The organism is Pseudomonas sp. NPDC087639, assembly GCF_044743385.1.
In the GTDB taxonomy this organism is placed as follows: Bacteria; Pseudomonadota; Gammaproteobacteria; order Pseudomonadales; family Pseudomonadaceae; genus Aquipseudomonas.
Genome location: NZ_JBIUWI010000041.1, coordinates 41,332 through 51,826, shown reverse-complemented (window position 1 = coordinate 51,826; position 10,495 = coordinate 41,332). Strand labels below are relative to the sequence as shown.

The following is a 10,495-nucleotide window of genomic DNA, read 5'->3' as shown; positions in this document are numbered from 1 at the left end:
CCGCCAGTCCGTGGCCGACCAGGAACACCCGAGCGCCGAAGTACGTGGCCGTCGTCCGCTGCGCGCTGCGCAACTGATCGTCAGCGACGTTGAAGGCGAGCCGGGCTGGTACCGCGTGAGCTTGAACGTGCGTCCGCACTTCAAGTACATGGGTGCCGATTTCACCCTGTCGCTGGTTGGCAAGCTGGACAAAGAGTAAGAGCGACTCATGGACGGATACGGCAGTCTTTTCGAGCGCCTCAATGGCGACGCGGAACAGCGCAAAGGCAGGAGCCTCGAAGCTTCGGCCATGGCGTCTGTGGCTGCCCATCTGGCCAAAATGCTCAGCACCCGGGCCGGCAGCGTGCAAACGCTGTCCGACTACGGGTTGCCCGATCTCAATGACATGCGTCTGAGCCTGCACGACTCCCTGAGTCAGGCCCGTCTGGCCATCGAAAACTTCATCGAAGCCTACGAGCCGCGCCTGAGCAACGTGCGTGTCATTTCCCTGCCGCGTGACCACGATCAGCTTCGCCTGGCCTTCAGTATCGAAGGGCTTCTGGAAGTTGAAGGTTTCAAGCGTCAGGTCAGTTTTTCCGCGCGCCTGGATGGCAGCGGACAAGTGAAGGTGAATTAGGACCATGCGAGGGAGCGCCGTGAATCAAGGTAGTTTGGCAAAGTTGGGACGTAGCGCGTTGCTATTTCTGGCTCTAACCGCTACTGCCCTGATTTCAGTTGCCTGTTACGTGAAAACGACGGCAGCACGGCTGGCTGACGAGTACTCGATTGTCTGGAATGACAATAGCACGTGCTCCATCCGCTCCTACATTCCGCAGTACTCAGCCTTCGGCATACCGGGAAAGCTTTTCAAACTATTCGCCAGCGAAGCCTTTTTCCGCGTTTATGCAAAAGACGGCACGCTGCTTAAGTCGTCCGAATGGCTGCTCTGGCAGAACGAGTTCACTACCGCTGAGCGCTCGCAGTGGGTATTTGGTCATGCGATCTACCCGACGGCGACGGGTTACGAGGGCTGGAATATTCCCGCGTGTGGTCAGGAAATAAACAGTCGTCAAGTGAAGGTCAACTAAGGAGAACCCCGATGTCTGGCAAACCCGCAGCACGCGTATCCGACCCCACCGCTTGCCCACTTCCAGGCCACGGTACCAACCCGATCGCCGCCGGTTCCGGCGACGTGTTCTTCGACGGCCTCGCGGCCGCCCGCCAAGGCGATGCCTCGGCGTGTGGTGGTGCGATGGTCGGCGACCTTGCCACTACCGTTTTGATCAACGGCAAACCGGCTGCGACAGTAGGTTCAGCTGGATCTCACGGCAACAAGGTCACGGCTGGGTCCGGGACGGTGATTATCGGCAATTCGCATTCGCCGGCGCCGTTTGTGCCGCCAGTTCCAATGCCTGGCTATTTCAATGACTTTTTCGTTTTGAGGGACGACGAAGGTAACCCGGTGGCAAATTACGGCTACCGATTGGAGACCGAGTCAGGTGAGATTTATGAGGGCGTGACGGACGCCAACGGTCACACCAACGCTGTTAGCACCGGTAAAGCTTCCCAGATACTGAAAATTTCCCTGCTTCCTCCAGCAGGAGTCGCGAATGTCTAACGTTACGCCTCTGGCCCAGGCTCCTTCCACCCCTTCTACCAATCGTGAGGGGCAGGTCGCGACCGTAAAATTAGCAAAGCTTTCAACTTATGAATTCAATATAAGATCGTTTCACCCAGGGAAAACGTTTGGGTGGAGCGGCTTTTACTTCGAAGGTGATGCACGCGGCTTTTCGTTAAAGCCAAGCGGCCTCTCTGGCGCTCAAGGTACGCTCATAACTTCACGTGTATGGCATAGGTTTTTTGTAAAGCTGGCAACGAACGAAGTTGTTAATACGCAAACGGAGTCGAATGATTCCGGGAAGGCGGGTGAAGAACATACTCACTATGATGCAGAGTTAAAGCCCAAAGGCGGAAGCTGGCCATCAATTAAAAGTGAAAAGGGTGCAGTCACTACTGTTTGGGTTGATGGTGGTTACGCAGGTGAGAATCACGCTTTTCCATTTTCAGCGGAAACAAAAAAACTGACAGGAGTGACATTCGTGCCAAGCCTGGACGTAAGTTACAAAGTTATAATGACGCTCGATCGAGTGGCGAAGCATTTAGATGTAGTGACATATATAACTGGTGATGGTTTTCCGAACTGCGAGGCTTTTATTACTGATGCTTCTGGAAAGTCTATTTTTTTAGGTGTGCATGTTCGGAAGGCTGCAGCTCTTGTTGCGCTATTTGGTGATAAGAAGTATCCGATGATCTCTTCGGCGATTCGCATAGAAGTTGATGAAGAGGGAAACTTCAAAGGCACTCTTGGAAACGAGATGAGAAGGCGAAAGTTAAAAAAAGAAGCTCTGGAAATGCGGCCGATTGAGGAGTGGAATAATTTTTTCAAAAATCTTAGTCCGAACGATGGTCGCTGGATGGGTATCTGGGAAGAGCCTATGCCGGACGACTCTACTGAGTCGACGTTGAAATGACGTATGTGAGTTATTTTAAATCAGCGATTTGGTTGCCAATGGTGGTGTTGCCGGTTTTGCTGTTGCTTGATGCTTTCTATTTTTCCAGCCCGCTGCGTGGTGGGATGGAACAGTTCGTCCTTATATACGTTCTTGGTTTCGGGCTGGTGGCCTATGTGTTATTCGCGGTTTTTTCTACTCGTTTGATTTCTAGGAGAACTGAGCTTGAAGTCGTGCGTCTTGCTTGGTGGGCTCCTGTAGTTTTTATCCCGTTTTATGGTGTGCCTTGGGTTGTTTATGGCATCGGATGTTTGGCGTTTGGCAGGCTAGCTGGTCTGGGTATGATGTTTTTGTGGTTGACTTATATTCCCTATGTTTTAGTGGTTGGCGCATTTTTTTCAGTTGTTACGGTTTTTACTTTTAAAATCTTGAGTAAGTTTTTACTGTTTTCCGAGAGGCGTTAGAGGTGCTTGTGATAAGCCCTGTCATGTGGCGTATCAAAAAAGGTGGCTGTTCCAAATGGTAGTAAGTTCGTGATTTGGAAATCGAGAAAGGTGAAGTGATGAGTGCGGCTCTATTATATTTTTCAAATGATGAAGTATGTAGGCGCAAGCTCATGAAGCTGTCTGTCGCAATTCTTGCTGTGGCTTTGTTTTCACTGACAAACGTGTTTCCCAATGCGCTCATGATGTTGATGGATGGCGTTAACTTCATCCCGTCTGAATCCTCCATTTTTTCATTCGAGCCTTATGAGATAAATGAGGGGTCGTCGAATTACTGGATCTATGGCGAGGATGGGAAGAACTATTACTACTTCTCCTACGAGCCCGCAGCGCCTTACGTATTCATTCGCAAATCCAATGCATGCCCGTCATTTGATCGGCTTGACCATGCCACGTGGTGCGCCGCAGAAGGCGGCGGTAAAAAATGAGTCGGCATTTCGGTGGCGGAGCGTTTTTTTTATGAGTTCATTTTTCAGGCAGGTAACCCGTGTCCTTTAACCACTACTACCAAAGCGAACTCACCGCACTGCGCCAACTCGGTCGCCGTTTCGCCGAGCGTAGTCCGGCGTTGGCGCCGTATCTGGGGCAGGCCGGGCGGGATCCGGATGTGGAGCGGTTGCTGGAAGGCTTTGCGTTTCTGACCGGGCGGCTGCGCCAGAAACTCGATGACGAGTTGCCGGAACTCAGCCATTCCCTGATGCAATTGCTGTGGCCGAACTACATGCGCCCGCTGCCGGCGTTCAGCATTTTGCAGTTCGATCCGCTCAAGCGTTCGGGCCCGGCGCTGGTGGTCGCGCGCGATACGCCGGTGGAAAGCAAGCCGATCGAAGACGTGCGCTGCCGCTTCCGCACCTGCTACCCGACCGAAGTATTGCCGCTGGATCTGGCAGCGCTGAATTACTCGGTGAAGGGCGACGGTTCTTTGCTCAGCCTGCGTCTGGAAATGAGCGCCGACGGCCACCTCGGCGAGTTGGAGCTGAGCAAACTGCGCCTGCACTTTGCCGGTGAGCGCTACATCAGCCAGATGCTTTACCTGAGCCTGCTGCGCAACCTCGAAGGCATCGAGCTGATCCCGCTCGACGGCGCCGGCAAGCCGATTGATGGCGTCAGCGGCAAACCGATGGCGTTCAAGATTCCCGGTGACCGGGTCAAACCGGTGGGCTTTGCCGAAGAAGAAGCGCTGATTCCGTATCCGCTGAACACCTTCCGGGGCTATCGCTACCTGCAGGAATACTTCGCCTTTCAGGACAAGTTCCTGTTCGTCGACGTCAACGGTCTGGACATTCTCAAGGCACTGCCGGAAGACACCCTCAAGCAGATGCGCGGCCTGGAGTTGCGCTTTGATATCCGCAAGAGCGGCATCATGCGCATGCGTCCGACCCTGGATAACGTGAAGCTGTTTTGCACGCCGATTGCCAACCTGTTCGCCCACGACGCATTGCCGATCCGCCTCGACGGCAAACAGGACGAATACCTGCTGCTGCCGGCGGAATACGATCTGGAAAACTGCGGCGTGTTCTCGGTGGAAACCGTGACCGGCTGGAAGCCCGGCGGCCTCGGTTATCAGGAGTACGTGCCGTTCGAATCCTTCGAGCACGACCCGAGTTTCGACGTGCCCAACAGCCGTCCGCATTACAGCATTCGACAGCGTTCGTCCTTGCTGCACGACGGCCTCGACACTTACCTGAGCTTCGGCATTCGCCACACCGAAGCCCATGAAACCCTGTCGATCGAGCTGATGTGCACCAACCAGAATTTGCCGCGCAAGCTCAAGCTCGGCGACATCTGCATGGCCTGCGAAGAGACCCCGGAGTTCCTTAGTTTCCGCAACATCACCCCGGCCACATCGAGTTTTGCGCCGCCGCTGAACCGTGACTTCCTGTGGAAGCTGATCAGCAACATGTCGCTTAACTATCTGTCGCTGGCCGACGTCAATGCGTTGAAGGTGATTCTGGAAACCTACGACCTGCCGCGCTACTACGACCAGCACGCGGAGAAGGTCAGCAAGCGCCTGCTCGGCGGCCTCAAACACATCAAGCACCACCACGTCGATCGGTTGCACCGTGGCCTGCCGGTGCGCGGTTTGCGCACCGAACTGACCATCGACCCGGAAGGGTATATCGGCGAAGGCGACCTGTTCGTTTTCGCTTCGGTTCTTAACGAGTTTTTCGCGCTTTACGCCAGTCTCAATTCATTCCATGAGCTGCGGGTAAAAAGCACACAGGGAGAGGTGTACCAATGGACACCACGTATGGGTCTGCAACCCCTGCTTTAAGCGGGTTGACCCGGGTAATACGCGAATACTCGCTGTTTCAGGCCGTGCTGCTGGTGATCGACCGGCTGCGCGAGGCACACCCGCACCTGAGCGAAGACGATTTGTACGATCACGTCGAGTTCCAGGCCAACCCGAGCCTCGGATTCCCGCGCAGCGATGTCGATCGCGTGGAGTTTTTCGAAGAGCACGGGCAGATGCGCGCGCGCATGCGGTTCAACCTGATCGGGCTGGTCGGTTCCGGCTCGCCGCTGCCGGCGTTCTACGGCGAGCAGGCACTGGGCGACAGCGAAGACGGCAACCCGACGCGCAATTTCCTCGACCTGTTCCACCATCGCCTGCAACGGCTGATGCTGCCGATCTGGCGCAAGTACCGCTACCGCGCGAGTTTCCAGAGCGGCGCGATCGACCCGTTCTCGTCGCAGCTGTTCGCGCTGATCGGTCTGGGCGGCGACGAGATCCGCAAGGCCAAGGAACTCAACTGGAAACGCCTGCTGCCGTACCTCGGCCTGCTCAGCTTGCGGGCGCACTCGGCGGCGCTGATCGAAGCCGTGCTGCGTTACTACTTCAAGCACGAAGACCTGGTCATCGAGCAGTGCATCGAGCGCCGCGTGGAAATTCTCGAAGAGCAGCGCAATCGTTTGGGGCGTGCCAACAGCATGCTCGGCGAAGACCTGGTGCTCGGCGAACACGTGCGCGACCGCAGCGGCAAATTCCGCATTCACATCACCCAACTCGACTGGCAGCGATTCCATGAATTCCTGCCGATCGGCTTCGGTTACCAGCCGCTCTGCGCGCTGGTGCGGTTCACCCTGCGTGACCCGCTCGATTACGACATTCGCCTGGTTTTGCGCCAGGAAGAAATCCGCGAACTGCGCATTGGTGAGCAGAACGCCTGTCGCCTCGGTTGGACCAGTTGGCTGGGCCGCGAGAAAGCGGACGGCGTGGTGACCCTGGGCAGCAAAATTCATTAAGGACGTGAGCCATGATCAACGTAGACCTGCAACAACTCATCCAGGCGCTGGACGCCGAAACCCGTCGTGACCTGGAGCGGTCGGCCGAGCGTTGCGTTGCCCGTGGCGGCAGCAAGATCCTCGTCGAAGACTTGATGCTCGGCCTGCTGGAGCGTCCAAACGGCTTGCTCGCACGCGCGTTGCAAGATGCTGACGTCGATGCCGGTGAGCTGAGTGCCGCGCTGCAATCGCGCGTTGAACACAGCGCTTCGCGCAACCCGGTGTTCGCACCGGAACTGGTGCAATGGCTGCAAGACGCCCTGTTGGTGGCCAACCTCGAACTGGGCCAGACCCAGGTCGAAGACGCCGCGCTGATCCTCGCTCTGCTGCGTAACCCGATGCGTTATGCCGGCAGCCGTTATCAGCCGCTGCTCGCCAAGCTGAACATCGATCGCCTGAAAGAATTTGCTCTGTCGCAACAGGAGCAACCGGCGGCCAACGGCAAACCGGCCGCGCAGGGCGAATCGCTGTTGCAGCGTTTCACCCACAACCTGACCCAACAGGCCCGTGACGGCAAACTCGACCCGGTGCTGTGCCGCGACGGCGCGATCCGTCAGATGGTCGATATCCTTGCCCGTCGCCGCAAAAACAACCCGATCGTGGTCGGTGAGGCCGGTGTCGGTAAAACCGCCATCGTCGAAGGCTTGGCCTCGCGCATTGCTGCCGGTGAAGTGCCGCAAGTGCTCAAAGGCGTTGAGCTGCTGTCGCTGGACATGGGCCTGTTGCAGGCTGGCGCCAGCGTCAAAGGCGAATTCGAGCGCCGTCTCAAAGGCGTGATCGACGAGGTCAAAGCCTCGCCGAAGCCGATCATCCTGTTCATCGACGAAGCCCACACCCTGATCGGCGCGGGCGGCAATGCCGGTGGTTCCGACGCGGCCAACCTGCTTAAACCGGCACTGGCGCGTGGCGAGTTGCGCACCATCGCCGCGACCACCTGGGCCGAGTACAAGAAATACTTCGAGAAAGACCCGGCCCTGGCCCGTCGTTTCCAACCGGTGCAACTGCACGAACCGACTGTCAGCGAAGCGGTAACCATCCTCCGTGGTCTGGCTCAGGTCTACGAGAAAAGCCACGGCATCTACCTGCGTGATGACGCGGTGGTGTCTGCCGCCGAGCTGTCTGCGCGTTATCTGGCCGGTCGGCAACTGCCGGACAAAGCCGTCGACGTCCTCGATACTGCGTGCGCCCGCGTGCGCATCAGCCTCGCCGCCGCCCCGGAAAGCCTTGAGCGCCTGCGTGGCGAACTGGCCGAAGGTGGCCGTCAGCGTCAGGCCCTGCGCCGCGATGCCGAAGCCGGTCTGCTGATCGACCACGAAGCGCTGGAGGCACTGGAAGCGCGCCTGGACGAAGCCGAGAACGAAATGGTTGCGCTGGAAACCCTGTGGACTGAGCAGAAGCAGCTGGCCGAGCGCCTGCTGGAGCTGCGTCAGCAATTGGCCAAGGCCCGCGAAGCCGCCGCCGTCGAGCCGACCGTCAACGTTGAAGAAGACGCTGAAGGCACCGTGATCGAAACGATTGCAGCCGAAGTCGAGGAAGGCCAAAGCGTCGAAGCGCTGGAAGCCGAGCTGAACAAGACCCACAGCGAGCTGACTGCTGCTCAGGTCAAAGAACGTCTGGTCAGCTTCGAAGTCTGCCCGCGTCTGGTGGCTGAAGTGATCAGCGCCTGGACCGGCGTGCCGCTGGCGCAACTGGCCCGTGAGCACAACGCCAAAGTCGCCAGTTTCGCCACCGACCTGCGCACGCGCATCCGTGGTCAGGAACAAGCCGTACACGCCCTGGATCGCTCGATGCGCGCCACCGCCGCCGGCCTGAACAAGCCGGATGCACCGGTCGGCGTGTTCCTGCTGGTTGGCCCGAGCGGCGTCGGCAAGACCGAAACCGCACTGGCACTCGCCGATCTGCTGTACGGCGGTGATCGTTTCATCACCACCATCAACATGTCCGAGTTCCAGGAGAAGCACACCGTCTCGCGCTTGATCGGTGCACCGCCGGGCTACGTCGGTTACGGCGAGGGTGGCATGCTTACCGAAGCCGTGCGCCAGAAACCGTACTCGGTGGTGCTACTCGATGAAGTCGAAAAGGCTGATCCGGACGTGCTCAACCTGTTCTACCAAATCTTCGACAAAGGCGTGGCCAACGACGGCGAGGGTCGCGAGATCGACTTCCGCAATACGTTGATCCTGATGACCTCGAACCTCGGTAGCGACAAGATCAGCGACCTCTGCGAAGACGGCGCGCGGCCAACCGCCGAACTGCTCGAAGAAACCATTCGCCCGGTACTCAGCAAACACTTCAAACCGGCGCTGCTGGCGCGGATGAAAGTGGTGCCGTACTACCCGGTCGGTGGCCCGGTATTGCGCGAGCTGATCGAGATCAAACTCGGTCGTCTCGGCGAGCGCCTCAACCGTCGTCAACTGGATTTCAGTTGGTGCCAGAACCTCGTCGATCACCTGTCCGAGCGTTGCACGCAAAGCGACAGCGGTGCGCGTCTGATCGACCACCTGCTCGACCAGCACGTGCTGCCGCTGGTGGCGGATCGTCTGCTCGACGCGATGGCCACCGGCGAAAGCCTCAAGCGTGTGCATGCCACGCTCGACGGCAACGCCAGCGTGATGTGCGAGTTCGCCTGAGGTGGGCGTGATGTTCACTCAAGTGCCGCAGCCGCTGGTCTATGCCGAAGCGTTGCTGGCGCAGTTCGCCAGTCTGTCGCGGGCGGCGGACGGTGCTGCGTTGCTGGGTGAATTCGTGCGTGGGTTGGCCGAGTTGAGTGGCTGCGAATTGACGCAGCTGTATCTGCTCGACGCCACCCACACGTGCCTCGGGATGAACGCCGAGTACCTAGACGGTGCGTTGCAACCGCGTCAGGCCGCGAGCCTGCCGGCGGATTACAACGGTGAGCAACTGTTGCAATTCGCTCTGTGCCAGAACCGCGTGGTGTGCCTCGACGACCTCAGTGGCAGCCTGCACGAAACCAGTTTCCTGCCCGCCGCGACGGCGCCGTGGCAGTCGCTGTTGTGCGTGCCGCTGGTCAATCAGCACAAGGCTGTCGAAGGCTTGCTGCTGTGTGCCAGTCGTCATCGCACCGACCTGCAGGGCTTTGCTGATTCGCTCGGCCAGCTCGGCTCGTTTGTGCTGGGGCAATTGCATTTGCTGCAACGCCTGCGTCAGCCGCTGGATGTAATGGAACCGGCACTGCGCAGTGTGCCGAGCATCAGCGGTTACGGGTTGATCGGCAAAAGCGCCGCGATGCGTCAGACCTACTCGCTGATCAGCAAAGTCCTGCACAGCCCGTACACCGTGCTGTTGCGCGGCGAGACCGGTACCGGCAAGGAAGTCGTGGCGCGGGCGATTCATGATTGCGGCCCGCGTCGTTCTCAGGCGTTCATCGTGCAGAACTGCGCGGCGTTCCCGGAAAACCTGCTGGAAAGCGAACTGTTCGGTTATCGCAAAGGTGCCTTCACCGGTGCCGACCGCGACCGCGCCGGGCTGTTCGACGCGGCCAATGGCGGCACGCTGTTGCTCGACGAAATTGGTGACATGCCGCTGTCGTTGCAGGCCAAGATCCTGCGCGTGTTGCAGGAGGGCGAGATCCGTCCGCTGGGTTCCAACGACACGCACAAGATCGACGTGCGCATCATCGCCGCGACGCACCGCGATCTGTCGGTGCTGGTCAGCGAAGGTAAATTCCGCGAGGACTTGTACTACCGCCTCGCGCAATTCCCGATCGAACTGCCGGCCCTGCGCCAGCGCGAAGGCGACATCCTCGATCTGGCTCGGCACTTCGCAGAAAAGACCTGCACCTTCTTGCAGCGTGATCCGGTGCGCTGGTCGGACGGGGCGCTTGAGCACCTGTGCGGTTACACCTTCCCCGGCAACGTTCGCGAACTCAAGGCACTGGTCGAACGCGCGGTGCTGTTGTGCGAGGGCGGCGAGTTGCTCGCCGAGCATTTTTCCCTGCGCATGGAGCCGATGCCTGAAGACAGCAGCGGTCTGAATCTGCGCGAACGCCTGGAACAGGTCGAGCGCACTTTACTGCTCGATTGCCTGCGCAAAAACGACGGCAACCAGACCCTCGCCGCCCGCGAACTGGGCCTGCCCCGGCGCACGCTGCTGTATCGCCTCGGGCGGTTGAACATCAATCTGGGAGATTTCGATGGGTAGGCCAAAATCATCGATTTCCCCGCAAAAAAACAATTTCAGCGCCGCCCGCAAGGGTCG

At 58.6% G+C, this 10,495-nt stretch carries 10 protein-coding genes and 1 pseudogene; all 11 read left to right on the top strand.

Annotated elements, in window-relative coordinates:
- Window positions 1-199: pseudogene (locus ACIOVB_RS17720) on the top strand (type VI secretion system contractile sheath large subunit); the annotation flags it as partial.
- A gap of 9 nt (window positions 200-208) precedes the next feature.
- The gene (tssE, locus tag ACIOVB_RS17715) at window positions 209-616 is read left to right on the top strand and encodes a type VI secretion system baseplate subunit TssE (protein ID WP_095187879.1); all 408 of its coding nucleotides are present in this window, start codon (window positions 209-211) and stop codon (window positions 614-616) included.
- A 19-nt stretch (window positions 617-635) separates the two neighbouring features.
- Window positions 636-1,067, top strand: coding sequence for a hypothetical protein (locus ACIOVB_RS17710; protein ID WP_401269859.1), 432 nt, complete (start codon window positions 636-638; stop codon window positions 1,065-1,067).
- Between the two features lie 11 nt (window positions 1,068-1,078).
- Window positions 1,079-1,597 carry a PAAR domain-containing protein gene (locus ACIOVB_RS17705; protein WP_401269858.1) on the top strand — a complete coding sequence of 173 codons (519 nt, stop codon included), beginning with the start codon at window positions 1,079-1,081 and terminating at the stop codon, window positions 1,595-1,597.
- On the top strand, window positions 1,590-2,510 hold the full coding sequence (locus ACIOVB_RS17700; protein ID WP_401269855.1) for a hypothetical protein: 921 nt from the start codon (window positions 1,590-1,592) through the stop codon (window positions 2,508-2,510). Before ACIOVB_RS17705 ends, ACIOVB_RS17700 begins: the two co-directional genes overlap by 8 nt.
- A 5-nt stretch (window positions 2,511-2,515) precedes the next feature.
- On the top strand, window positions 2,516-2,953 hold the full coding sequence (locus ACIOVB_RS17695; protein WP_401269852.1) for a hypothetical protein: 438 nt from the start codon (window positions 2,516-2,518) through the stop codon (window positions 2,951-2,953).
- A gap of 152 nt (window positions 2,954-3,105) precedes the next feature.
- Entirely contained in the window at window positions 3,106-3,420 is a 315-nt protein-coding gene (locus ACIOVB_RS17690; protein ID WP_401269850.1) for a hypothetical protein, read from the top strand.
- Between the two features lie 59 nt (window positions 3,421-3,479).
- Complete coding sequence (tssF, locus tag ACIOVB_RS17685) at window positions 3,480-5,267, top strand: type VI secretion system baseplate subunit TssF (RefSeq protein ID WP_401269848.1); 1,788 nt, start codon at window positions 3,480-3,482, stop codon at window positions 5,265-5,267.
- Window positions 5,231-6,238, top strand: a complete 1,008-nt coding sequence (tssG, locus tag ACIOVB_RS17680) for a type VI secretion system baseplate subunit TssG (protein ID WP_187677135.1) — start codon at window positions 5,231-5,233, stop codon at window positions 6,236-6,238. Before tssF ends, tssG begins: the two co-directional genes overlap by 37 nt.
- 11 nt (window positions 6,239-6,249) lie before the next feature.
- Window positions 6,250-8,907, top strand: a complete 2,658-nt coding sequence (tssH, locus tag ACIOVB_RS17675) for a type VI secretion system ATPase TssH (RefSeq protein ID WP_401269845.1) — start codon at window positions 6,250-6,252, stop codon at window positions 8,905-8,907.
- A gap of 10 nt (window positions 8,908-8,917) precedes the next feature.
- Window positions 8,918-10,438, top strand: coding sequence for a sigma-54 interaction domain-containing protein (locus ACIOVB_RS17670; RefSeq protein ID WP_401269843.1), 1,521 nt, complete (start codon window positions 8,918-8,920; stop codon window positions 10,436-10,438).
- Window positions 10,439-10,495: the final 57 nt, after the last annotated feature.

Coding starts and splice junctions, on each gene's coding strand:
- tssG (WP_187677135.1), top strand. CDS start 5,231: ATGGACACCACGTATGGGTCTGCAACCCCTGCTTTAAGCGGGTTGACC.
- tssE (WP_095187879.1), top strand. CDS start 209: ATGGACGGATACGGCAGTCTTTTCGAGCGCCTCAATGGCGACGCGGAA.
- tssH (WP_401269845.1), top strand. CDS start 6,250: ATGATCAACGTAGACCTGCAACAACTCATCCAGGCGCTGGACGCCGAA.
- ACIOVB_RS17700 (WP_401269855.1), top strand. CDS start 1,590: ATGTCTAACGTTACGCCTCTGGCCCAGGCTCCTTCCACCCCTTCTACC.
- ACIOVB_RS17690 (WP_401269850.1), top strand. CDS start 3,106: ATGAAGCTGTCTGTCGCAATTCTTGCTGTGGCTTTGTTTTCACTGACA.
- ACIOVB_RS17705 (WP_401269858.1), top strand. CDS start 1,079: ATGTCTGGCAAACCCGCAGCACGCGTATCCGACCCCACCGCTTGCCCA.
- ACIOVB_RS17670 (WP_401269843.1), top strand. CDS start 8,918: ATGTTCACTCAAGTGCCGCAGCCGCTGGTCTATGCCGAAGCGTTGCTG.